A 23,153-nucleotide genomic window follows, 5' to 3' on the forward strand; every position below is an offset into this window, starting at 1 on the left:
CGTTCCGCCAACGATCATTCAGATCCTTGAGTGAGAAAGGACCTGAACGTGATCATTACAACCACTGAAAAGCCCTGAAAGGGGTGGAGTCGACGCGGCGTCGCATCGGTTCCGCATTTACATAACAAATTCCCAAAATCGCTCCGCGTGGACGGGCCGCTTCGCATGTGTGATCGTGTGCGCGCCTTCTGCCCCGCGGCCTGCCGATCGGGGCTGTCTGTGCTGTCCTCAATCCGCTTGGTTCCCACGGGAGTAGACCGCCGTGACCGCGCCGCCCCGATATCCCCGATATCTCAGCCCGTTCGTGCGCACGCGCACGCGGCTGTCACTGACCCTCGGCCTCGTGCTGGCCGCCGTGCTCGCCGCCCTGCTGCCCTGGTGGCAGCCCGCCGGCACGACCCCCACCACCGCGGGCGGCGCCACCGACGCCACCCCCGCCTCGACCGGTCCGCGCGACGAAGCAGCCGCCATGACCGAAGCGCTGCGCACCCACAAGCAGGTGCTCGTCGACACCGCGACCAGCGCCACCTCGCTCACCTGGGCGCTGCCCAATGGGCAGTTCAAGGTCCGGATCAACGCGGCCCCGGTCCGGGCGAAGAACGCCGCCGGCCACTGGGCCCCGGTCGACAACACCCTGAAGCGGACGGCCAAGGCTCCCCGGGGCCTTGGCATCGCACCGGTGAACGCGGCCGTCCCGATCCGCTTCGCGAGCGGCAACGCTCCGCATACGCGCGCGAACCGCTCGTTCGCCCGCGCCGAGGCGCCGGGCGAGAGCCTGCTCGCCGAGGTGGAACTGGCCGGTCACACCGTCGCGTACACCTGGCCGGGTCAGCTGCCCGAGCCGGTGCTCGACGGCCCCCGCGCCCTCTACTCCGAGGTGCTGCCGGGCGTCGACCTGCTCGTCGTGGCCCGCGAGGAGGGCGGTCTGGCTCAGGTCCTGATCGTCAAGACGCCCGAGGCCGCGCAGAGCGAGGCGCTCGCCACCGTCACCTACGGGCTGCGCGCCGAGGACGCCGTCTTCCGCCGCGACGGCAAGGCCCAGCGCGTCCAGGTGCTCGACAAGGCCGGCAAGGAGATCGGCTCGGTCCCCACGCCGTTCGCGTGGGACTCCAGCGGCCGTGACCCCGAGCTGCCCGCCGGCACCGAGCGCCGCACGGCCACCGGCAGCCCCGCCGAGGTCCTGAAGCTCTCCGGCCTCACCGGCGTCGAGCCGGGCGCCAAGTCCGCGCCGCTGCCCATGGGCCTGGACGGCGAGGGCACCGGCAGTGCCCACCTGAAGGTCGGCTTCGCCGCGACCGGCCTGGCCGGCCGCGAGGGCGTCACCTACCCGCTGTTCGTCGACCCGGGCCTCAACCCGGGCTACAACGCGTGGACGGTGGCCTACAAGCCGTACCCGAGCACCAGCTTCTTCAACGGCACCAACTTCTCCTCCGGCACCTCCGACGCCCGCGTCGGCCACGAGAGCGAGACCGGCGGCACCGCCCGCTCGTTCTGGCGCATGGACTGGGACAGCAAGATCAAGGGCGCGGACATCACCTCCGCGACCTTCAAGGTGCTCAACAACCACTCCTGGTCCTGCACCGCCCGCGAGTTCCAGCTGTGGCGCACCGGCTCGATCTCGTCGAGCACCACGTGGAACGCGCAGCCGAGCTGGTCCGACGAGATCCAGCGCAAGTCCTTCGCGCACGGCTGGTCGTCCTCCTGCCCGGACGACTACGAGGCGTTCAACGTCAAGTCCGCCGCCCAGTACGTCACGGACAAGGGCTACTCGACCCTGACCCTGGGCATGCGGGCCACGAGCGAGTCGGACGTCCAGACCTGGCGCAAGTTCAAGGCGACCGACGCGCGCATCGAGGCCACGTACAACCGCAATCCGAACGAGCCCTACAACGGCACCTCGAAGCCCGGTGGCGCCTGCACGCCCGGCCCCGGCGCGGGCGTGACGGTCGGCAAGACCGGCATCACCCTGACGGTGACCGCCAAGGACCCCGACAACAACCTGAGCAAGGTCCGCTTCCGCTTCTGGAAGACCGGCGGCACGGTCCCGGCGGGCACCTACGTCACGTTCGCCGCGGGCGGCGACACCAAGTCGCTGACGATCCCGGTCACCGACCCGCTGCTCAAGGACATCACGACCACCACCACGTTCTCCTGGGACGCCATGGCCCAGGACTCCAACTCGCCCACCCCGGCGACCTCCACCAACTATCCGCCGGGCACCGAGCCCTGCCGCATCACCGTCGACCCGAGCGGTCCGTCCAAGCCCGTCGTCACCAGTGACGTGTGGCTGCCGGTGAACGACGACGGCACGGCCTGGGCGACCCAGCCCTTCGGCACCACGGGTCCGGCCACCTTCGAGTCGCCCGAGGCCGTCAAGTTCACCTGGGCCTGGGGCGGCGTCGCGCCCGTCACGGTCAACGCCACCAACGGCGTCGCCACCGTGCCCGACCTGCGGCCGCCGAACTCCGGCCCGAACACGCTGCAGGTGTACGCGTACGACAACCTCAACAACCCGAGCGTACGGACCGACTACACCTTCTACGTGCCGCCGAAGAACACCGCCGACACCCCCGGCGACGTGGGCGGCGACGGCATCGCCGACCTGCTGGTCGTCGACGAGAACGGCAACCTGAAGACGTACCCGGGCCAGACGAACGGCGAGCTGTACCAGAAGCTGTCGTCCTCGTACGTGATGGGCACCGACGGCAAGCCGGCGCTCGACCCGGCCGGCCACTGGTACGACCCGGCCACCGGAAAGGCCGCCCTGATCGCGCACTACGCGGACGCCTACCCCGGCGACGGCACCACGGACCTGTTCGCCCGCACCCCGGACGGCGGCTTCTGGCTCTACCCGGGCGACGGCTACGGCTCCTTCGACGTCGGCAAGCGCATGAAGGTGCGCCTCCCCGCCAACGCGCCCGCGCCGTCCACCTGGGACACGCTCAAGGCCGTCGGTGACATCACCGGCGACAAGGCGCCCGACTTCGCCGTGAAGGCCGGTCCCGCCTTCTGGATCCTCTCCGGCTACAGCGGCGGCACCATCCAGACCGCGACGCTGGAGGAGGGCACCGCCTGGGCCCGCCGCGACATCGTCAACGTGGCCGACATGAACAAGGACGGCGTGCCCGACCTGCTCTGGCGGAACCTGGACAACGGCAACATGTACCTGCGCCGCGGCAAGCCCGGCACGGGTACGGGCAGCGTCGACCTCACCTCGATCGCGCTGGCCGCCAACTCCGTCGCCGGCGACGAGTCCTTCGGCACCGGCTGGACCGACGCCAACGTCAAGTACGCGATCGGTGTCCCGGACCTCAACAGCGACGGCGTCCCGGACATCTGGGCGCTGTTCGTCTCGGACGGCCACATGGCGATCTACAACCCGTCCACGTCGAACACCAACGCCCCGGTGCGGACCGTGATCTCGTCGGGCTGGATGGACAAGAAGGCGTTCGGGTAGCCCCGGAAGTCCGAAGTCCCGGAAGCCCGAAAGGGGTGAGCCCCCGGCGCCGCACACCGGCACCGGGGGCTCACCCCTTTCCCGTAAGGCTCCCCGTACGCGCGCGCTAGGCGGACCCCTGCTCCATCGCCTCCGCGATCGCCTCCTCGACCTCCGCGACCCGCTCCCGCTCCTCCGCCGCGAACCGCTCGCGGTCGAGCGCCTCGGCGATCTCCTCGTCCTGGGTCATCAGCAGGTCGAGGTTGGAGTCGCCCAGCTCGAAGACGCCCATGTCGAGGTAGGCCTTCTGGAGCCGCTCGCCCCACAGTCCGATGTCCTTGACGCAGGGCACGATCCGGCTGAACAGCAGCTTGCGGAAGAGGTGCAGGAACTCGCTCTGCTCGCTGAGCTCCTCGGCCTCCTTCTTCGGGATGCCGAAGTTCTCCAGGACCTCGACGCCGCGCAGCCGGTCCCGCATCAGATAACAGCCCTCGATCACGAACTCCTCGCGCTCGCGCAGTTCGGCGTCGGTGAGCTGCTGGTAGTAGTCGCGCAGCGCCATCCGCCCGAAGGCGACGTGCCGGGCCTCGTCCTGCATCACGTACGCCAGGATCTGCTTGGGCAGCGGCTTGTCGGTGGTGTCCCGGATCATGCCGAAGGCGGCGAGCGCGAGGCCCTCGATGAGCACCTGCATGCCGAGGTAGGGCATGTCCCAGCGGGAGTCGCGCAGGGTGTCGCCGAGCAGGCTCTGCAGGTTGTCGTTGATCGGGTAGAGCATCCCGACCTTCTCGTGCAGGAAGCGGCCGTAGATCTCGGCGTGCCGGGCCTCGTCCATCGTCTGGGTGGCCGAGTAGAACTTGGCGTCGAGGTCGGGCACGGACTCCACGATCCGGGCGGCGCAGATCATCGCGCCCTGCTCGCCGTGGAGGAACTGGCTGAACTGCCACGAGGTGTAGTGCCGGCGCAGCTCGCCCTTGTCCTTCTCCGTCATCTTCGCCCAGTGCCGGGTGCCGTGGAGCGCCATGGCCTCGTCCGGGGTGCCCAGCGGGTCGAAGGGGTCGACCTCCAGGTCCCAGTCGATGCGCTTGGCGCCGTCCCACTGCTTGTCCTTGCCCTTCTGGTAGAGGGCGAGGAGACGGTCGCGGCCGTCGTCGTACTCCCAGTTGAAGCGGGCGGCGCCGCTCGCCGGCACCTGCCAGAGCGGCTCCCGGGGGGCCTGGGCGTAGAGGTCGTGCGTCGACACTGACGGCTCCTTCCTACGGTTTCCAGCAGGCTCACACGTTGGTAGACGCAGGGTCAACAAGTCGTGCGTGAGGGATTGACGACGTTACTGACGAGGAGTCTTATAAATGGCATGTCTCGCCTCACCGAGCCCGACTTCGCCCTCCTGGCGGACGCCCTGGGCCCGCTGCGCGACCGCGAGCAGGTCGCCGAGCGGCTTCTGGAGTCCTCCGCCAGGCACTCCTTCGACCCCGACACCGAGCTCGACTGGGACGCGCCCTTCGAGGACGGCACGTGGTTCTGGCCGCCGGAACTGGTCTCGCTCTACGACACCCCGCTGTGGCGCACGATGTCCGAGGAGCAGCGGATCGAGCTCTCGCGGCACGAGGCCGCCTCGCTGGCCTCGCTCGGCATCTGGTTCGAGATCATCCTGATGCAGCTGCTCGTCCGGCACGTCTACGACAAGTCACTCGTCAGCAACCACGTCCGCTACGCGCTCACCGAGATCGCCGACGAGTGCCGGCACTCGATGATGTTCGCCCGGCTGATCCGGCGCGGCGGGACGCCCGCGTACCCGGTGCCGCGGGTCTACCACAACCTCGGCCGGGTCCTGAAGGCCGTCTCCACCACCCCGGGCTCCTTCGCCGCGACCCTGCTCGGCGAGGAGATCCTGGACTGGATGCAGCGGCTGACCTTCCCGGACGAGCGGGTCCAGCCCCTGGTGCGCGGCGTCACCCGGATCCACGTGGTCGAGGAGGCCCGCCACGTCCGCTACGCGCGCGAGGAGCTGCGCCGCCAGATGGCCACCGCGCCCCGCTGGGAGCAGGAGTTCACCCGGCTGAGCTGCGGCGAGGCGGCCCGGGTCTTCTCCGTCTGCTTCGTCAACCCGGCCGTGTACGAGAACGTGGGCCTGGACCGGCGCGAGGCCGTGGCCCAGGTGAGGGCGAGCGGCCACCGCCGCGAGGTGATGCAGTCGGGCGCCAGGCGGCTCACCGACTTCCTGGACGACGTCGGCGTGCTGCGGGGCGCGGGGCGGCGGCTGTGGAAGTCGTCCGGATTGCTGGCCTGAGGAGCCGATGGCGGCGTTACGCTGCGGGCATGACGAGTCCCGCCTCGCCCGCGTACCGCCGGCTCAGCGTCGAGGAGCGGCGGATCCAGCTGCTCGACGCGGCCCTGACGCTCTTCGCGCACCGGCCGCCCGAGGACGTGTCGCTCGACGACGTCGCCGAGGCGGCCGGGGTCTCCCGGCCGCTCGTCTACCGCTATTTCCCGGGCGGCAAGCAGCAGCTGTACGAGGCCGCCCTGCGCTCCTCCGCCGACGCCCTGGAGCGCTGCTTCGCCGAGCCGCCGGCCGGACCGCCGACCGAGCGGCTGGCCCGGGTCCTGGACCGCTATCTCGCCTTCGTGGACGGGCACGACGCCGGCTTCGCGGCCCTGCTGCGCGGCGGCAGCGTCGCCGAGACCTCCCGGACCAGCGCGATCGTCGACGAGGTGCGGCGGGCCGCGGCCGAGCAGATCCTCTTCCACCTGGGCGTGGAGCGGCCCGGGGCGCGGTTCGGGATGGTGGTGCGGACCTGGATCGCGGCCGTCGAGGCGGCGTCGCTGATCTGGGTCGACGAGGGCAAGCGGCCGGCGGCCGCGGAGCTGCGCGACTGGATGGTCGACCATCTGGTGGCGCTGCTCGCGGCGACGGCCGCGAGCGACCCGGAGACGGCCGGTGTGGTCGCCCGGCTGCTCGCCCAGGAGCGGGCGGCGGGGCCGGTGGGACGGCTCGCGCGCGGTGTGCTCCCGGTGGTCGCCGAGGCCGCGCACCTGCTGTGACCCGCGCCTGACGGACACTGGTGGGGTGAGAAGCGAGAACACAGCCTTCCGTGGCGGCCCCCTCGACGGCAAGGTGCTGCCGATCCTGACCGGCCCGACCGGGCATCCGCCGAAGTGGTACGAGGTGCCCGTCCCGGCCCACGACGGACACCCGGCGACGGTGTACGCGTACCGCCGCGAGCCGGCCGGCTACACCAAGCGGCTCGGGCTGCAGCGCGGCTGGGTGTACGAGTACGCGCCGGAGGGGCGCGAGCGCAGGGAGCTGAAGTGGCCGTGGACGAAGCCGTCGGCCGACGGCCCGGCTGCTCCGGCTGCTCCGGCTGCTCCGGAGGAGTGAGTCCGGGGAACACCGCCCCGATGGTCCGGTAATCGCATGAATGGTCGCGTCATCATCCACCTGGAGGTGGTGACGTGCCGGGACGACTGCTGCGCACGGTCTGTACGAGCCTGTGGGCCCTGACCACGCTGGCCGGGACGGCCACCGCCGCACCGGGCGTGCCCGGTGCGCCGGCCGACCCCGCCGGCTCCGTCAGCGGCCTGCTCACCCGGCTGCGCACCCTCTACCAGGAGACCGAGCGGGCCAGCGAGGCCTACAACGCCGCCGACGAGGCCCTCAAGCGGCAGACGGCCGACACCCGGCGCACCGGCGCCGAGCTCACCGCCGCCCGCCGGGCCCTGGAAAAGGGCCGCGACGAGGCCGGCCGCCTCGCCCGCAAGCAGTACCAGGGCCGCTCCGAACTCTCCCCGTACCTCGGCCTGCTGCTCGCGCCCGACCCGCAGCGGGCCCTGGACGAGAGCCACCTGGTGGCCCGCGCGGCCCGCGAGCGCGCCGGCCTCGTCGGCCGCCTCCAGGCCGCCGAGAAGAAGGCCGACGCCCTCGCCACGGCCTCCCGCGCGGCACTGGAGCGGCGCAAGGCCCTCCTCGACGGCCGGAAGAAGCAGCAGGAGGCGGTCCGGGCGAAGCTCCGCGAGGTCGAGGGACTGCTCGCCTCGCTCGGGCCCGACCAGCTCGCCCGGCTCGCCTCCCTGGAGACCGCCCAGACCGCCGGCGCCCAGAGCCAGCTCCTCGGCTCCGGCGCCCTCGCCGGCCCCCGCATGCCCTCCGCCGAGGGCGCCGAGGCGCTGCGCTTCGCCGTGCGGCAGATCGGCAAGCCGTACGAGTGGGGCGCGGAGGGCCCCGACACGTACGACTGCTCGGGCCTCACCCAGAGCTCCTGGGCGGCGGCCGGCCGCACCCTGCCGCGCACCAGCCAGGAGCAGTGGCAGACCCTCCCGCGCGTCCCGCTGAGCGCCCTGCGCCCCGGCGACCTGGTCGTCTACTTCCCCGAGGCCACCCACATCGCCCTCTACCTGGGCGACGGCCTGGTCGTCCACGCCCCGCGCCCCGGCGCCCGGATCAAGGTCTCCCCGCTCGCCGCCAACCCGCTCCTCGGCGCGGTCCGCCCCGATCCGGACGGCCCGCCCCTGAAGACGTTCGCGCCGCCCGCGCTCCCGGCGGGAGCAACGGACGGCGCGGACGAGGGGTTCTCGGGCGAGCGGGCTCAGGCTCCGGAGACCGAGGCCAGGTAGGCGGCGGTCTTCTCCGGCTCGAAGAAGAAGTCCTCGAAGTCCGCCGGGTTGTCGAAGCCGTTCGCGAAGCGGTCGGCGACCGGCTGGAGCTGCCCGGCCGCGCCGATCAGGTTCAGCACGTGCTCCGGCGGGACGCCGAGCATCGCGTTGGTCCACTTGGTGACGTGCCGGCCGGTGTCCCAGTAGCGGTCGAAGGTGGCCTGCATCCACGCCTCGTCGAACGGGCGGTCGCCGTGCTCGACGATCGAGGCGAGGTAGGCGGCGGCGCACTTGGCGGCCGAGTTGGAGCCCTGGCCGGTGATCGGGTCGTTGGCAACGACGACGTCGGCGACGCCGAGGACCAGGCCGCCGCCGGGCAGCCGGCCGATCGGCTTGCGCACGGTCGGGGCGTAACGGCCCGCCAGCGTGCCGCCCGCGTCGGTCAGTTCGACCTTGGTGGCGCGCGCGTACTCCCACGGCGTGAACTTCTCCATCAGCTCCAGCGTGAGCGCCAGGTGGTCGGAGGGGTCCTTCACGCCCTGGAAGGCGTCGACCGGACCGCCCGGGACGCCCTCCCAGAAGAGGATGTCGGCGCGGCCGGAGGTGGTGAGGGTCGGCATCACGAACAGCTCGCCGACGCCCGGCACCAGGTTGCAGCGCACGGCGTCGAAGTCCGGGTGCTCGGGGCGCGGGCCGAGCCCGTGCACATAGGCGACGGCGAGCGCGCGCTGCGGCTCGGCGTACGGGGAGCGGTCGGCGTCCCGGCCGAACATCGACACCAGCTCGCCCTTGCCGGCCGCGACGAGCACCAGGTCGTAGCCGCGCGCGAAGTAGTCCAGGTCGCCGACGGCCGCGCCGTGGATGACCAGCTGGCCGCCGCGCTGGGCGAAGGTCTCCAGCCAGCCGGCCATCTTCACGCGCTGGTCGACGGACTGCGCGTACCCGTCGAGCCTCCCCACCCAGTCGACGGCGCGAGCGCCGTCCGGCGCGGCGACGGAGACGCCGAGGCCCTCGATCCTCGGGGCCTGGGACTCCCAGAAGTTGATGCCCAGGTCGCGCTCGTGCCCGAGCGCGGTGTCGAACATGCACTGCGTGGACATGACCCGCCCGGAGCGGATCTCGTCCGCCGTCCGGTTGGACATGAGGGTGACTTCGTAGCCCTTGGACTGCAGTCCGAGGGCGAGCTGGAGACCGGACTGACCGGCTCCCACTATGAGTATCTTCCGCATGGCGGGGAGGGCTCCTGGGGTTTACTCGGGGGTTGCTTCGAGCGCGTGCTCGACCATCGCGAGCAGCGTCTCGACCACGCTGTACCGCTTGCGCGCGTCCATGATCATGACGGGTACGCGCTCGGGTACGGTCAGCGCCTCCCGGACGTCCGCCTCGTCGAAGCGCTCGGTGCCCTCGAAGTGGTTGACGGCCACGATGTACGGCAGGCCGCAGCTCTCGAAGTAGTCGAGCGCGGGGAAGCAGTCGGTCAGCCGGCGGGTGTCGGCGAGCACGATCGCGCCGATCGCACCGCGCACCAGGTCGTCCCACATGAACCAGAAGCGCTGCTGGCCCGGCGTGCCGAAGACGTACAGGACCAGGTCGTCGTCGAGCGTGATCCGGCCGAAGTCCATGGCCACGGTCGTGGTCAGCTTGTCCGGCGTGGCGGTGAGGTCGTCGGTGTCCTCGCTCGCCCGCGTCATCAGCGCCTCGGTCTGGAGCGGGGTGATCTCCGAGACCGCGCGGACGAAGGTGGTCTTGCCGACGCCGAAGCCGCCCGCGACGACGACCTTGGTCGCGATCGGGGCACGGCTGTGGTCGAGCTGCCAGTCCTGCGCGCCGTCCTCCGGATCGGGCGCGGCCGCCCCGGTATCGGGCTCGGCCCCGGTGGGCTGGGCGGGGATGCCGGTGAGCACCGGCGCGTCGGTTGCGTCAGAGACGACGGAGTCCACTCAGCACCCTTTCGAGGAGCGCGCGGTCGGGACGGTCGGTGCCGTGACCGGTCCCGTACACACGGATCTTTCCCTGGTCGGCCAGGTCGCTGAGCAGCACCCGGACGACACCCAACGGCATCTTCAGAAGCGCCGAGATCTCCGCGACGGTCCGCATCCGGCGGCAGATCTCGACGATGGCCCGCATCTCCGGCATCAGGCCGCGCGCTGCGGGCCCCCCGTCGGTGAGGACCTTGCGCTCGGGCGCCGCCTCCAGGACGTCGAGCGCGGCCACGAAGGTCTCCACGAGGAGCACGTGGCCGAAGCGGGTGCGGCCGCCGGTGAGCGAGTAGGGACGGACCCGGGAGGGGCGGCGCCCCTCCCCGCGTATCGGCAGCCGCTGGGCATGGCTCGCGGACGTCACTGGGCGCTCTCCATCGACCTCGCCAGTTCGCTGCGGAGTTCGGGCGTCAGGACGTGTCCGGCGCGGCCCACGAAGAGCGCCATGTGGTACGCGATGACGCTCATGTCGCAGTCCGGCTCGGCGTGCACGCCGAGCAGCGAACCGTCGCTGATCGACATGACGAAGACGCTGCCCTCGTCCATCGCGACCATGGTCTGCTTGACCCCGCCGCCGTCCATCAGCCGGGCGGCGCCGATGGTGAGGCTGCCGATGCCCGAGACGATGGTGGCGAGGTCGGCCGTGGAGCCGCGCGGCCCGGTGGGCCGGTCGGCGACGTTCTGGACGTCCGGGTCCGACGAGAGCAGGAGCAGCCCGTCGGAGGACACCACGGCGACGGAGCGGACGCCGGGCACCTCCTCGACCAGGTTGCCCAGCAGCCATTGCAGGTTGCGGGCCTCGCTGCTCAGTCCGAATGTTCCGGTCGCAGTCAACTGCGTGCCTCCTCGACTGTGTCCCCCGTGTTCTCCTCGGTACGTGCTGTCTGTGCGGCCCGGATTTCGTCGGCCACGTCGCGGCGGCCGTTCGCGGCCCCCCGCTGGAAGCCTCCGAGCCGGCGGCGCAGCGCCTCGGCGTCCACGCCGCCACGGCGTATCGGCGCGGCGGTCGTCTTCTCCTGGCGCACTATCCGGGGCGTGCGCTTGGGAAGTCCCTTGTCGGTGACCCGCTCCCACTGACCGGGCCGGGGCCCGGGCTCGGGCTCGGCTGCGGACGCGGGCTCGGGTGCGGTCTCCGGCTCGGGCTCGGGCTCCCGTACGGGCTCGGGGGTCGGCTCGGGCTCTCGTACGGGCTCGGGCGCCGGCTCCGGCTGCGGTACGGGCGCGGGGGCCGGGGCCGCCGCGCCGGCCGCGTCCGCCACGCGCTCGTGGGCGTCGGGCTCGGGCGGCGGCTGGGGCAGCCGGATCTCCAGCGTGGTCTCGGCGAGGGACTCGGCGGGCGCGGGCTCCGCGAGCTCCGCCGGCTCCGCGTCCGCCTGCGCCTCCGCCTCGGCGATCGCCCGTTCCGCGGCCTCGACCAGCGGGTCGCGGTGACGCGACGGCAGGGTGTTGGAGTTGGCCTCGGCGACCGATCCGGGGAGGGTGAGGGCCGGGGCGGCGCCGGCGACCGTGACCGCGGGAGGAACGGCGGCCGGCGGGGCGCTGGGGAGCAGCGGCAGCGGCAGCACGACGACCGCGGCGACGCCGCCCTGCTTCTGCTCGCGCAGCTCGACCCGTACGCCGTGCCGGGCCGCGAGCAGCGCGGTGACCCGGATGCCGAGGCCCTCGCCGTCCGTGTCGGTGATCCGGGCGTCGGCGAGCCGCTGGTTCAGCTCGGCGAGGCGGTCGGGCGCGATGCCGATGCCGCCGTCCTGGACGGAGAGCATGACCTCGCCGGACTCCAGGAGCCAGCCGGAGAGCTGGACCTGGGTGTCGGGCGGCGAGAAGGAGGTGGCGTTCTCCAGGAGTTCGGCGACCAGGTGGCTCAGGTCGTCCGCGGCGAAGCCGGCGACCTGGGCGTGCGGCGGCAGCGACTGGATGCTGACCCGCTCGTAGCGCTCGATCTCGCTGACGGCGGCGCGCAGCACGTCGACGAGCGGGACCGGGCCGGGGTGGCCGTGGTGGTGCTCGTGGCCGGCGAGGACGAGGAGGTTCTCGCTGTGCCGGCGCATGACCGTCGCCATGTGGTCGAGCTTGAAGAGGGTGGCGAGCCGGTCCGGGTCCTGCTCGCGCTCCTCCAGCTTCTCGATGACGCCGAGCTGGCGCTCGACGAGGCCGAGGCTGCGCAGCGAGAGGTTGACGAAGGTGTGCTGGACGGTGCCGCGCAGCCGCTCCAGCTCGGCGGTGAGCAGCGCGTTCTGGCCCTGGAGTTCGGCGCGCTGGGCGGCCAGCTCGGCGGTGACGGCCTCGCGGGCGCCGGCCAGGTCGGCGCGCTCGCCGTCGAGCTGCTCGACCCGGGCGGCGAGGGCGGCGAGCTTGCCCTGGAGCGTGTTGAGGGACCGTACGACCTGGGCGAACTCGTCGTTGCGGCCGGTGAAGCGGATGGGCTCCTCGTGCTGCGGCTCGGCCGCGCTGGCGAGCCGGGCCGCGCCGATGCGCAGCACGGCCAGCGGCCGGGTGAGCGTGCGGGCCGCGTAGGTGGCGATGCCGACGGCGACGAGCAGACAGCCGCCGAGGAAGGCGACGCGCAGTTCGAGCGCGGTGACGTCGTCGTCGCGGAGCTGGGTGAGCCGCTCGGCGCGCTGGGTGGCGAGGGCGGACTCGACGCCGCGCATCTGCTCGATGCGGGCGGAGAGCGCGGCCTCCAGCTTGGCCGGGTCGGTGTTCAGCTCGGACTCGGAGAGCTCGGGCCGGTCGGTGAGCCGGGCCAGGTAGCGCTCGGCGTTCTTGACGTCGGGGCCGGTGACGCCGGCGGCGAGCGAGTCGCGGGCGGGCGTGGTGGCGGCCTGGTCGAAGTCGGCGAGGGCGGCGAGCTCGCGGATGCGGGCCTGCGAGGCGGCGGCGGTGAGCGCGTTGCGCTCGCGGTCGGCCTCGTCGGCGCCCTCGGCCCGCTCGGTGACGTAGGTGCCGGTGGCCGGGTCGTAGTGAGTGGTGGTGCCGGTGGACTCGGGGCGGGGCACGGCGAGCGCGGCGAGCAGCAGCCCGCGCTCGGCGGACGCCTGTTCGGTGGCCCGGCCGAGGGCGGCGGGGGCCCGGACGGCCTCGGCGGCGCGGGCCGGGGTGCGCTCGGCGAGCTGGTCGGAGAGCGCCTGGAGCTTGCCGATGATGTCGGTGTACGCCTTGTGCGCCTCCAGGGCGGTGCCCTTGCCGGTCAGCGCGGTGCGCCGGATGGAGGGCAGCGCGGCGAGCTCGCGGCGCAGGTCGGCGGGGGCGTCGGCGCGGATCTCGTCGATCTGGCGGTCGACGCGGGCGGACTTGGCGGCGGTGATCCGCTTCTTGTCCGCGCGCTCGTCGCCGCCCTGCCCGCTGCCCCGGCTCTGCTGGTCGTCGCGGCCGGCGGCGATGTACGCGACGACCTCGTCGCGCTCGTCGGAGAGCGAGTGGGCGAGGGTGACGGCCTGCTGGTCGAGTTCGGCGAGGGCGACCAGGTTGACGGACTCGTCGAGGTCGCCGGAGGCGGCGAGGACGGCGGGCGCGCCGGCGGCGAGGACGGTGACGCCGACCAGGGCGACACCGGCGACGAGCCGGTTGCGGACCCGCTTGGGACGGCCGGCCGGGGCCGGGGGCTCGGCGGCCACCGGCATCGGGGGCTGCGCGGGCAGGCCGGTGGCCTGCGGGTCACCGGTCGTCTGGCTCCGCGCGCCGTTGTTGCTCCGAGGCCGCTTGTTCTGCACCGGTGCTCGCATTCTTGATCGTCCGCCCATGAAGCAGAGGTGACGACCGGTCACATGTAAGAGCCCCCACCCCTGGTGTGTCTTCCGACCATTTCAGCGGTTCTGGTCGGGGGACTGGCATCGGCCGTTGCGCCACCCGAACGAGTGAACAACACTCAGTAGTTGGCGAACAACTCTCCCCGGCGACGGCCGGGGCGCCGGGCTTACCGCCGGTTGGATCTTCCGCGCGGGCTTTGGCAGGATGCCCGCCCGCAGCTTCCCGGAGGTCCCCCTTCCGGCCGTCCGCACCCTTCACGCTCCTTTGGTACAGGCCAGATTCGGCCGTTTGGAGGCGTTGTGAAGGAGTGATGCAGAGCGGGCGCGGGCGGGGGCAGACTGGGGATCATGCGGACGGAAGCGGCGACCCTCCCCGGCAGTCCCGAACGCCCCAACGAGGACTGGTCGGCCACGGCCCTGCCCGCCTCGGGGGCGGGCGGCACGGTGGTCGTCCTGGACGGGGTGACGCCCCCGGAGGGCGATGACGGTTGTGTGCACGGAGTGCCCTGGTTCACGGCCCGGCTCGGCGGCGCTTTGACGGAACTGTCCGCTTCGCGCGCCGATCTGACGCTGTCCGAGATTCTGTCGCTGGCAATCCGGCGCACCGCGGACGCCCACCGGGACACCTGTGACCTTTCTCACGTGCGCACTCCGCAGGCGACGGTTGCCATGGCCCGCTGGGACGAGCTGACGGTGGAACACCTCGTGCTGTCCGACGCGGCCCTGCTCCTGTGCTCCCCGGACGGTGCGGTCCGGGCGGTCCTCGACGACCGGCTGGACCGCGTCCCGGACGAGGTGCTGCGCTCCCTGGAGGCCACCGACCGGCTGCGCAACCGCGAGGGCGGCTTCTTCACGGCCGCCGCCGACCCGTCCGTGGCGGCCCGGGCGGTGACCGGCACCACCCCGAGGTCCCGGGTGCGGGCCCTCGCGGCGCTCTCGGACGGCGCGACCCGGTGGGTGGAGCTGTTCGGGGCGGGCGACTGGGCGGACCTGTTCGCCGTGCTCGCGAAGGAGGGCCCGCACGGGCTGCTCGGGCGGGTGCGGGCGCTGGAGGCGGCCGACGCCGGGGCCGGGGGTCCCGCCCGGCGGTGGAAGCTCCACGACGACGCGACGGCGGTGTACGCGGAGCTGTGAGCGCCCGGTCGGGAGCGGGTCAGCCCTCGGCGGAGCGGACGTTGAAGTGGTGGAGCAGCCGGGCCAGTTCCGCGACCTCGGCGCGGTCCCAGTCGGCGAGCTTGCGCACGTACCGCTCGCGCCGGGCGTCCCGGACGTGCCGGAAGCGGCCCTGGCCCTCCTCGGTGAGCCGGACCAGGGAGGCGCGGCCGTCGGCGGGGTCGGGGTCGCGGGCGACCAGGCCGAGATCCTCCAGGGCGCGCAGCTGGCGGCTCATCGTGGCCTTGCCGACGCCGAACCAGCCGGCCAGGTCGGTGGCGCGCTGGGGCCCGGCCTCGTCGAGCCGCACGAAGAGTCCGTAGGCCGCGGGCTCCAGTTCGGGGTGGACCTCGCGGGCCATCTCTCCGGACTGGGCGCGGGCGCGGCGCAGAAAGACCGCCAGCTCGCGCTCCAGGGCGAGGAATTCCTGGTCCACACCACTCCCGCCCTTGGGTCCGGATTCACTCCCCGTACCGCTTCCGTGCACGTCAGCACCCCTCGCGCGCTTTCCGCTCGCTGAAAGTTTCTTCCAGCGCCACGGCCATCGCCGCAGCTCGTTGCAGTATTTCGCAGGCGTAGACCATCGGCAGCATCCAGACCCCCTTCCGCCGGGCGGTCTACGTGCGTAGCGTCGTTGTCGGCGACCCCGCCTGACATGTTCACAACATGTCATCTCGCTCCCCCCACCGAGCCTTCCGGAGGCACGCGATGCGTGTGCACAGATCGGGAACGACCCTCGCCGGCGCCGCCCTCGCGGCCCTGGCCCTCCTCCTCCCCCTCTCCCTCGCCGGCGCGGCCGACGCCGCCCAGGACCCGGCCGCCGCCCCCGCCGCCAAGAAGGTCCCCGCGCGCGGCACCGCCTGGATGGGCATGGGCGTCATCGCCCACGACGGGCAGGGCGAGAACACCGACACCGACTCGCTGCTCGCGGCCACCGAGGGCGTCGACGTCTCCAGCCACAACGGCAACGTGGCCTGGTCGACGCTGTGGAACAGCGGAGTGAAGTGGGCCTACGTCAAGGCGACGGAAGGCACGTACTACAAGAACACCTCGTTCGCCCAGCAGTACAACGGCTCGTACAACGTCGGCATGATCCGCGGCTCGTACCACTTCGCGACGCCCGACACGACGACCGGCGCCGCGCAGGCGGACTACTTCGTGAACAACGGCGGCGGCTGGTCCCAGGACGGCCGGACGCTGCCGGGCGCGCTCGACATCGAGTGGAACCCGTACGGCGACACCTGCTACGGCAAGACCCAGGCCGGGATGGTGGCCTGGATCCGGGACTTCCTCAACCAGTACAAGTACCGCACCGGCCGGGACGCGGTGATCTACACGGCGACGAGCTGGTGGACCCAGTGCACCGGCAACTACGGCGGCTTCGCCTCCACCAACCCGCTGTGGATCGCGCGCTACGCCTCGGACGTCGGCACGCTGCCGGCCGGCTGGCCGTACTACACGATGTGGCAGTACACCTCCACGGGCCCGACGGTGGGCGACCACAACCACTTCAACGGCGACTACTCGCGGGTGCAGGCGCTCGCGAACGGCTGACGCGACGCACACGACGAGAGGCCGGCGGGCCGGGGGTCCCGCCGGCCTCTTCGCGCTCCCGGCCCGCACGCCCGGCCCGCACGCCCGGCCCGCACGCCCGGCCCGCAGGCCCGGCCCGCGCTCCCGGCCCGCACGCCCGATCCGCACGCCTCGACCGGAGCCCGTGGCCTCCCGATCCGTACTCCGAGGTAGCTTCCGCCCTCCCTCTTGCCCATTGGTATGGACCAATGCGACCCTCTGGTGGCGCCGGCAACCGCAACTGCCGTGCGCCGCACATGTGTTGCTCGCCCCGTACTCCCCCACGCACGAGAGAGAGCCCCCGCATGCCGTCCTCCCGCCGCATCCCCGCCCTCGTCGCCGCAGCAGCGTCCGCGGCGGCGGCGCTCACCGCCCTCACGCCCACCGTCGCGCAGGCCCACGGCGCCGTGTTCAACCCGGTCAGCCGGATCGCCGCCTGTTACGCGGAGGGGCCGGAGACCCCCAAGTCACAGGTGTGCAAGGACCTCGTCGCCGACTCGGGCACCCAGCCGCTGTACGACTGGAACGAGGTCAACATCGCCAACGCCGACGGCAACAGCCGGACCCTCATCCCGGACGGCAAGCTCTGCTCGGCGAACCGCGACAAGTACCGCGCGCTCGACTGGGCCCGCACCGACTGGCCGGCCACCGCCGTGAAGTCCGGCACCTTCGGCTTCAAGATCCGGGTCACCGCCCCGCACTCCGGCACGATGACCATGTACATCACCAAGCCGGGCTTCGACCCGACCCAGCCGCTCAAGTGGTCCGACCTCGACGCCACCCCGGTCGCCGTCTACAACACCACCCGCACCTCCACCGACGGCTACTACGCCTTCGACGGCAGCCTCCCGGCCCGCACCGGCCGCCACATCGTCTACATGGTGTGGCAGCGCAACGACAGCCCCGAGGCGTTCTACAGCTGCTCGGACGTCACCTTCGGCGCCGCTGCGGCCACGACCGCGCAGGCCCCGACCGAGGCCAAGATCGCCGCGGGCGCCACCCTGTCCACGGTCAGCCACGCGGGCCACGGCGGCGACGAGCAGCCGCCGGCCCTCTCCGCCGACACCGCCGAGGCGCCCGACTCCCCGCTCCCGCTGGCCCTCGCGGGCGCGGGCGCACTGGCCGCGTTCGGCGCGGGCAGCGTGCTGCTGGCCCGCCGCCGCGGCAACCAGTCCTGACGCGAGTCCTGACATGACGGAGGCGGGGTGCCCCGGGGGACACCCCGCCTCCGTGCGCTTCTCTCAGGCCTTGAGCGCGCTCACGAAAGACGCCCCCGTCGCCTCCCGGAGCTCCTTCAGCAGCTCGCCGGAGAACTCCCACGCTTCCTGCCGCTTGGCCTGAGTCGTGGCCCAACTCCCCAACCCACCGGTTCAGTTGCCACCCCAGTAGCTCTCCGGGCTGTACGGTCCACTCGCGGCCCGGGTACGCGGAAGCCGGAAATTCCCCCGAACGGGGTTCAGGAGGCCGAAGCGTCCGGGACGGCGGTGGGCGCCCTCCTCAACGGAGGGCGCCCACCGCCGTACTACGCGCGCGTCACGCCGCCGCGCTCACCGCCACCGCCGCCGGGGTCAGGGCGATCTCCAGGACCTGGCGGACGTCCGTGACCGGGTGGACCTCCAGCTTCTCCAGGATCTCGGCGGGGACGTCGTCGAGGTCGGCCTCGTTCCGCTTGGGGATCACGACGGTCGTGATGCCCGCGCGGTGGGCGGCGAGGAGCTTCTGCTTCAGGCCGCCGATCGGCAGCACCCGGCCGGTGAGGGAGACCTCGCCGGTCATGGCGACGTCCGTGCGGACCAGCCGGCCCGACAGGAGCGAGGCCAGGGCCGTCGTCATCGTGATGCCGGCGCTCGGGCCGTCCTTCGGGACCGCGCCCGCCGGGAAGTGGATGTGCACGCCGCGGTCCTTCAGACCGGTGACGGGCAGCTCCAGCTCCGCGCCGTGCGAGCGGAGGAAGGAGAGCGCGATCTGCGCGGACTCCTTCATCACGTCGCCGAGCTGACCGGTGAGGGTCAGCCCCGCCGCGCCCGTCTCCGGGTCGGCGAGCGACGCCTCCACGAAGAGGACGTCACCGCCCGCGCCGGTCACCGCCAGGCCGGTGGCGACACCGGGCACGGACGTGCGGCGCTCGGCCGGGTCCTGGGCGGACTCGGGCACGTGGTGCGGACGGCCGATCAGGCCGCGCAGCTCGCCCTCGCCGATGGTGAACGGCAGCTCCCGCTGGCCCAGTTCGTGCTGGGCGGCCACCTTGCGCAGCAGCCGGGCGATCGAGCGCTCCAGGGTGCGGACGCCCGCCTCCCGGGTGTACTCGCCGGCGAGCCTGCGCAGCGCCGTCTCCTCCAGGACGACCTCGCCCTTCTCCAGGCCGGCCTTCTCCAGCTGCCGGGGCAGCAGGTGGTCCCGGGCGATGACGACCTTCTCGTCCTCGGTGTAGCCGTCGAGGCGGACCAGCTCCATGCGGTCGAGCAGGGCCTCCGGGATGGCCTCCAGGACGTTCGCCGTCGCGAGGAAGACGACGTCGCTCAGGTCGAGTTCGACCTCCAGGTAGTGGTCGCGGAAGGTGTGGTTCTGCGCCGGGTCGAGGACTTCGAGCAGCGCCGCCGCCGGGTCGCCCCGGTAGTCGGAGCCGACCTTGTCGATCTCGTCGAGCAGCACCACCGGGTTCATCGACCCGGCCTCCTTGATCGCGCGGACGATCCGGCCGGGCAGCGCGCCGACGTACGTGCGCCGGTGGCCGCGGATCTCGGCCTCGTCCCGGACGCCGCCGAGGGCGACGCGGACGAACTTCCGGCCCATCGCGTGCGCGACGGACTCGCCGAGCGAGGTCTTGCCGACGCCGGGCGGGCCGACGAGCGCGAGGACGGCGCCGCCGCGCCGGCCGCCCACGACACCGAGGCCGCGCTCGGCGCGCCGCTTGCGCACGGCCAGGTACTCGGTGATGCGCTCCTTCACGTCCTCCAGGCCCGCGTGCTCGGCGTCGAGGACGGCCTTGGCGCCCTGGATGTCGTAGGCGTCCTCGGTCCGCTCGTTCCACGGCAGTTCGAGCACGGTGTCGAGCCAGGTGCGGATCCAGGCGCCCTCCGGGGACTGGTCGCTGGCCCGCTCCAGCTTCTCGACCTCCTTGAGGGCCGCCTCGCGGACCTTCTCGGGCAGGTCGGCGGCTTCGACGCGGGCGCGGTAGTCGTCGGACTCGTCGCCCTCGGCCTCGCCGTTGAGCTCGCGCAGCTCCTTGCGGACCGCTTCGAGCTGGCGGCGCAGCAGGAACTCGCGCTGCTGCTTGTCGACGCCCTCCTGGACGTCCTTGGCGATGGTCTCGGCGACGTCCTGCTCGGCGAGGTGGTCGCGCAGCTGCGCGGTGGCGAGCTTCAGGCGGGCGACCGGGTCGGCGGTCTCCAGGAGCGCGAGCTTCTGCTCGACGGTCAGGAACGGCGAGTAGCCCGCGTTGTCGGCGAGCGCGCCCACGCCGTCGATCTGCTGCACGCGGTCGACGACCTGCCAGGCGCCGCGCTTCTTCAGCCAGCTGGTGGCCAGCGCCTTGTACTCCTTGACGAGCTCGGTCACCGCGCCGGGCACCGGCTCCGGCAGCGCCTCGTCGACGGCGGTGCCCTCGACCCACAGGGCCCCGCCGGGCCCGGTCGTCCCGGCGCCGATGCGCACCCGGCCGCGGCCGCGGATCAGCGCACCGGGATCACCGTCGGACAGGCGGCCGACCTGCTCGACCGTGCCGAGCACACCGGTGCCCGCGTACGTCCCGTCCACCCGGGGCACGAGCAGCACCCGGGGCTTCCCGGTGCCACCGCGCGCGGCGGCCTGCGCGGCCTCGACCGCGGCCCGCACGTCGTTGTCGGACAGGTCCAGCGGCACGACCATTCCGGGCAGCACGACCTCGTCGTCGAGCGGCAGCACAGGCAGAGTGAGCGGCGCGGACGCCATGGACTCGGAAGCCATGATCTCCCCTTCGGCAGTCATTCGCGGAATCTCGCAGTCAAGCAACTTGAGCTATGCCGACTCAATGCATGTGAGCCCAGGATTGTTCCCCGTCGCTTGTTCGCTCTGAGCGATCACCCGCCTGCGGATCGCGAACAAAGGAGGTGCGGATGCGGTGACGCGAACCACCGGACACGCGTTTCGGGCTGCGCGCACCCCGTACGAGCGGGCATGCTCGGGCCATGGAGTACGTGAAGCGGTACGGGCGCAGGTTCGGCGCCGCGGCCGTCCTCGCCGCGGCCGTCGCCGTGAGCGGCTGCGGCCAGGCCCCGGCGGCACCCCCGGACGCGAGCCCGGCCACCAGCGGCGCCGCCACCGGCGCGACCCGGGAGCCCGCACCCCAGGACGTGCTGGTCGAGGTCGGCGTCAGCGGCGGCTTCGCCGGGGTCGGCAACAAGCTGGTGGTCCATTACGACGGCGCCTACACCGTCCGCCACGGCACCAAGCCGCCCGTCCCGGGCCGGCTGACACCGGCGCAGGCCGCCGAGCTGCGCGCCGCCCTGGAGGACCCGGCCTATGCCAAGGTCCCCGAGCGGTCCACCGGCGACTCGGTCAGGGACGGGTTCACGTACGAGGTCACGTACGGCCACCGGCTCGTCGTCACCCAGGACGGCGCCGCGCGCCCGCCCGCGCTCCAGCGGGTCTTCGACGCCCTGCCCGGCGGCGGCCCGCCGACGGCGCCGTAGCGCCCCGACCGGGCCCGATCGGCAAGACACCCTCTAGGCGCGGATCTCCTCGTACCGTCGCCGCAGGAAGTCGCGCACCCGGGCCGGCATGTCCATCGACTCCGGGTCGAGCGCCCACTGGATCTGCAGGCCGTCCATCACGGCCAGCTGTTCCTGCGCGACGGCCAGGCAGTCGGTGTCGGCCCGCAGTTCGCCGCGTTCCACGGCCCGCTCCAGGAGGGCGACCGTGTCGCGCAGCACGCGCGCGTAGCGCTCCTTGAAGTACGCGTGGGCGGGGTGGCCGAGGTTGCCGGACTCGCCGACGAGGACGTTGAACATGCGGACGATGCCGGGCCGCCGGGTGTTGTCCTCGATCAGGGCGACGAGGGTGTCGAGATAGCCGGCGTAGGAGTCCGGCTCGTCCGCGAAGAGCCGCTCCATGTCGTGCCGTTCGCTCTGCGCGAGGACCGAGAGCAGCAGGTCCTCCTTGCTGCGGAAGTGGTGGAGCAGCCCGCCCTGGGTGATGCCGCAGTCGTGCGCGATCCGGGCGAGCGAGGAGGCGTGGAAGCCCCACTGCCCGAAGTGCTCGACGGCGGTGTCGAGGATCTTCCTGCGCCGCGCGTCGCCGACCGCGTAGCCGCCCCGGCCTGCGGCCTTCCCGCTGGCGGTGACCTTCTTCTCCGGCATGGGCCCACCCTAACCGCGCCCTTCCGGCCCCTTCTCCGCTCCGTGACCCAGGTCACATCGCACAAACCTAGTACCCACTCGGTTTTCACCCCTAGCCTTCGGCCGGACGGGTCGCCCTGACGCGTCCCGCGCCCGGTCCGGGGCCTGCCCGTGGGGGGCCGGGCCCCGGACCGCCTCTTCCTCCCCTGCGTCAGGTACCTGAAGGGACGCACCGCCATGCGCACGTACCTCGCCCTCTCCACGGCCGCCGCACTGCTCGCCGGCCTCGGCGCCACCGCCTACGCCACCTCGCCCGGCTCGCCCACCACTCCCGCCACGCCCACCTCCCCCGCGCGGCCCCTCGCCGGCCTGCGCGTCCTGATCTCCAACGACGACTCCATGCAGGCGGCCAAGCCCGGCAACTCCGACGGCCTCGGCCTCTACGAGCTCCGCCGCGCGATGTGCGCCGCCGGCGCCGACGTCGTCGTCATGGCGCCGTGGCAGGTGCAGTCCGGCAAGGGCACGGCCGTCACCAACGGCGGCGTGCTGACCGCGCAGCGCCGCACCGCCGCCGAACTGCCCTCCGGGTACGAGGGCGACTGCGCGGACGCGCCCGCGCGGGGCGCCGTGTTCGGCGTGTGCCTGTCGGCCGGGCCGTGCGGCAAGGACACCCCGAGCGCCACGCCCGCCGACACGGTCAAGCTCGCGCTGCGCGGCGGACTGAGAGCGAAGGCTGGCTGGCAGGACGGCCCCGACCTGGTGCTCACCGGCATCAACTCGGGCCCGAACGTCTCGGCGAACGTCAACGACTCCGGCACCGTGGGCGCGGCCGTCGCCGCGATCGACCAGGACGTGCCGGCGCTCGCCTTCTCCTCCGCGGGCGACGAGAGCAACACGTACTTCCCGCGCGAGAACTACCGCGCGGGCGCCGAGTTCGGCGCCCGCCTCGTCGCCGGGCTGCGCACCCGCGGACTGCTGACCTCGGCCTTCGCGCTCAAGGTCGACTACCCGGACGTCAGCGCCGGGCAGCGCGCCAAGGCCCCGGTGTGGACCCGGGTCGGCGACGGGGCCGTGGTCTACCACGCGTACGAACAGCGCGGCGACGGCGACGCGTTCGACATCACGACCGGGCTGTGCCCGGTGGACGGCACCGGCGAGGGCGAGTGCGCCGAGGGCCGCGCGGACGCCGACTCGACCTGGCTGCTCGGCCGGGGTCACGTCACGGTCGCCCCGATCACCTGGGACCGCACCTACGGCACGCCCATCGGCGCCCGGAACACGCTCCGGGCGATCGAGCGCTACGTCACGAACGAGGCTCGTTAAGCGGTTGTCCCGGCCGCCCGCACCCTCCGAGGATGGCCGG

At 72.8% G+C, this 23,153-nt stretch carries 19 protein-coding genes; 10 read left to right on the forward strand and 9 right to left on the reverse strand.

From position 1 onward, the window contains the following. The first annotated feature begins 304 nt into the window (after positions 1 to 304). On the forward strand, positions 305 to 3,457 hold the full coding sequence (locus tag ACFYU9_RS28645) for a DNRLRE domain-containing protein (RefSeq protein WP_389346556.1): 3,153 nt from the start codon (positions 305 to 307) through the stop codon (positions 3,455 to 3,457). Between the two features lie 106 nt (positions 3,458 to 3,563). Here ACFYU9_RS28645 and ACFYU9_RS28650 read toward each other — a convergent pair whose 3' ends face one another. Continuing rightward, positions 3,564 to 4,679: a ferritin-like domain-containing protein gene (locus ACFYU9_RS28650; RefSeq protein ID WP_389346558.1), complete on the reverse strand. Its 1,116-nt coding sequence runs from the start codon at positions 4,677 to 4,679 to the stop codon at positions 3,564 to 3,566. Between the two features lie 111 nt (positions 4,680 to 4,790). On the opposite strand from ACFYU9_RS28650, the gene ACFYU9_RS28655 reads away from it, so the two are divergent. The 4 genes from ACFYU9_RS28655 (at position 4,791) to ACFYU9_RS28670 (ending at position 8,047) form a co-directional block, all read left to right on the forward strand. Further along, entirely contained in the window at positions 4,791 to 5,726 is a 936-nt protein-coding gene (locus ACFYU9_RS28655) for a diiron oxygenase (protein ID WP_389208488.1), read from the forward strand. 29 nt (positions 5,727 to 5,755) lie between these two features. Beyond that, complete coding sequence (locus tag ACFYU9_RS28660; RefSeq protein ID WP_389208486.1) at positions 5,756 to 6,478, forward strand: TetR/AcrR family transcriptional regulator; 723 nt, start codon at positions 5,756 to 5,758, stop codon at positions 6,476 to 6,478. Between the two features lie 25 nt (positions 6,479 to 6,503). Beyond that, the gene (locus tag ACFYU9_RS28665) at positions 6,504 to 6,815 is read left to right on the forward strand and encodes a hypothetical protein (RefSeq protein ID WP_389346560.1); all 312 of its coding nucleotides are present in this window, start codon (positions 6,504 to 6,506) and stop codon (positions 6,813 to 6,815) included. Positions 6,816 to 6,889: 74 nt separating this feature from the next. Then, the gene (locus tag ACFYU9_RS28670; protein WP_389346562.1) at positions 6,890 to 8,047 is read left to right on the forward strand and encodes an NlpC/P60 family protein; all 1,158 of its coding nucleotides are present in this window, start codon (positions 6,890 to 6,892) and stop codon (positions 8,045 to 8,047) included. Here the strand turns inward: ACFYU9_RS28670 and ACFYU9_RS28675 are convergent. Genes ACFYU9_RS28675 through ACFYU9_RS28695 form a run of 5 tightly spaced genes read right to left on the reverse strand, consistent with a single transcriptional unit; the run spans position 8,020 to position 13,727 of the window. Continuing rightward, the gene (locus ACFYU9_RS28675) at positions 8,020 to 9,255 is read right to left on the reverse strand and encodes a styrene monooxygenase/indole monooxygenase family protein (protein WP_389208481.1); all 1,236 of its coding nucleotides are present in this window, start codon (positions 9,253 to 9,255) and stop codon (positions 8,020 to 8,022) included. The genes ACFYU9_RS28670 and ACFYU9_RS28675 overlap by 28 nt on opposite strands. A 21-nt stretch (positions 9,256 to 9,276) precedes the next feature. Next, positions 9,277 to 9,966: an ATP/GTP-binding protein gene (locus ACFYU9_RS28680; protein ID WP_389208479.1), complete on the reverse strand. Its 690-nt coding sequence runs from the start codon at positions 9,964 to 9,966 to the stop codon at positions 9,277 to 9,279. Then, positions 9,947 to 10,369, reverse strand: a complete 423-nt coding sequence (locus ACFYU9_RS28685; protein WP_389346564.1) for a DUF742 domain-containing protein — start codon at positions 10,367 to 10,369, stop codon at positions 9,947 to 9,949. Before ACFYU9_RS28685 ends, ACFYU9_RS28680 begins: the two co-directional genes overlap by 20 nt. Further along, entirely contained in the window at positions 10,366 to 10,839 is a 474-nt protein-coding gene (locus ACFYU9_RS28690) for a roadblock/LC7 domain-containing protein (RefSeq protein WP_389208475.1), read from the reverse strand. Before ACFYU9_RS28690 ends, ACFYU9_RS28685 begins: the two co-directional genes overlap by 4 nt. Then, complete coding sequence (locus ACFYU9_RS28695) at positions 10,836 to 13,727, reverse strand: nitrate- and nitrite sensing domain-containing protein (RefSeq protein WP_389346566.1); 2,892 nt, start codon at positions 13,725 to 13,727, stop codon at positions 10,836 to 10,838. Before ACFYU9_RS28695 ends, ACFYU9_RS28690 begins: the two co-directional genes overlap by 4 nt. Positions 13,728 to 14,099: 372 nt before the next feature. Here ACFYU9_RS28695 and ACFYU9_RS28700 point away from each other — a divergent pair, with 372 nt between their 5' ends. Then, complete coding sequence (locus tag ACFYU9_RS28700; protein WP_389208472.1) at positions 14,100 to 14,885, forward strand: hypothetical protein; 786 nt, start codon at positions 14,100 to 14,102, stop codon at positions 14,883 to 14,885. Between the two features lie 19 nt (positions 14,886 to 14,904). Here ACFYU9_RS28700 and ACFYU9_RS28705 read toward each other — a convergent pair whose 3' ends face one another. Next, positions 14,905 to 15,390, reverse strand: coding sequence for a MarR family winged helix-turn-helix transcriptional regulator (locus ACFYU9_RS28705; protein ID WP_384422350.1), 486 nt, complete (start codon positions 15,388 to 15,390; stop codon positions 14,905 to 14,907). A 221-nt stretch (positions 15,391 to 15,611) separates the two neighbouring features. Between ACFYU9_RS28705 and ACFYU9_RS28710 the strand changes: the two genes are divergently transcribed. Together ACFYU9_RS28710 and ACFYU9_RS28715 are read left to right on the forward strand one after the other, a co-directional pair. Next, positions 15,612 to 16,457 (forward strand): lysozyme, encoded by an 846-nt coding sequence (locus tag ACFYU9_RS28710; protein WP_389208470.1) that lies wholly within the window; start codon positions 15,612 to 15,614, stop codon positions 16,455 to 16,457. 323 nt (positions 16,458 to 16,780) lie between these two features. Next, positions 16,781 to 17,653, forward strand: a complete 873-nt coding sequence (locus ACFYU9_RS28715) for a lytic polysaccharide monooxygenase (RefSeq protein WP_389346569.1) — start codon at positions 16,781 to 16,783, stop codon at positions 17,651 to 17,653. A 355-nt stretch (positions 17,654 to 18,008) separates the two neighbouring features. Here ACFYU9_RS28715 and lon read toward each other — a convergent pair whose 3' ends face one another. Further along, on the reverse strand, positions 18,009 to 20,420 hold the full coding sequence (gene lon, locus ACFYU9_RS28720) for an endopeptidase La (protein WP_389346571.1): 2,412 nt from the start codon (positions 20,418 to 20,420) through the stop codon (positions 18,009 to 18,011). A 221-nt stretch (positions 20,421 to 20,641) separates the two neighbouring features. Between lon and ACFYU9_RS28725 the strand changes: the two genes are divergently transcribed. Next, on the forward strand, positions 20,642 to 21,145 hold the full coding sequence (locus tag ACFYU9_RS28725; protein ID WP_389346573.1) for a hypothetical protein: 504 nt from the start codon (positions 20,642 to 20,644) through the stop codon (positions 21,143 to 21,145). Positions 21,146 to 21,178: 33 nt separating this feature from the next. On the opposite strand, the gene ACFYU9_RS28730 is transcribed toward ACFYU9_RS28725, so the two are convergent. Next, positions 21,179 to 21,811 carry a TetR/AcrR family transcriptional regulator gene (locus ACFYU9_RS28730; protein WP_389208461.1) on the reverse strand — a complete coding sequence of 211 codons (633 nt, stop codon included), beginning with the start codon at positions 21,809 to 21,811 and terminating at the stop codon, positions 21,179 to 21,181. Between the two features lie 216 nt (positions 21,812 to 22,027). On the opposite strand from ACFYU9_RS28730, the gene surE reads away from it, so the two are divergent. Continuing rightward, a complete protein-coding gene (surE, locus tag ACFYU9_RS28735) occupies positions 22,028 to 23,113 on the forward strand; it encodes a 5'/3'-nucleotidase SurE (protein ID WP_389346575.1) in 1,086 nt (361 codons plus the stop codon). Positions 23,114 to 23,153 lie beyond the last annotated feature (40 nt).

Origin of the sequence: Streptomyces sp. NPDC004327 (assembly GCF_042873935.1) — a bacterium.
GTDB lineage: Bacteria > Actinomycetota > Actinomycetes > Streptomycetales > Streptomycetaceae > Streptomyces.